Below are 437 nucleotides of genomic sequence, written 5' to 3' on the forward strand. Positions count from 1 at the left end.
CCGGACTCAATTGTGAATCAAACTAAAGTTTGATTCGAATACAAGACACTTGAATGTGTTTGTTGTGTTTATCTAATGAAAGATAAACATTGAGAACTTTTAAATTTGATTGAATTACTCGTAAGTAATCAATCAGTCAGCTTTCCAAATTGTTAAAGAGCATGAGATTTTAAGAACCAGTGTTCTAAAATTCACATTTTCTAAAGACTCTCAGGGTCAAATATACCAACCAACGACAAAAGAAGTGGTTTGGAGATTTTAATAACTAAGAATATTTAGAGAATGGTGGGCGATACCGGGCTCGAACCAGTGACCCCCTGCTTGTAAGGCAGGTGCTCTCCCAACTGAGCTAATCGCCCACGATAGTTTCTTTTGTCTTCACTTTTAATAAAAGTGAAAATAAAAGCCATCCTTTACGCGGAGAAAGAATGGTGGGT

General features: G+C 36.6%; 1 tRNA gene. It reads right to left on the bottom strand.

The window, feature by feature from the left end:
- Window positions 1-283 precede the first annotated feature (283 nt).
- Window positions 284-359, bottom strand: a tRNA-Val gene (locus BCU75_RS20745).
- Window positions 360-437: the final 78 nt, after the last annotated feature.

Source organism: Vibrio splendidus (assembly GCF_002873455.1).
Lineage (GTDB): Bacteria > Pseudomonadota > Gammaproteobacteria > Enterobacterales > Vibrionaceae > Vibrio > Vibrio splendidus_J.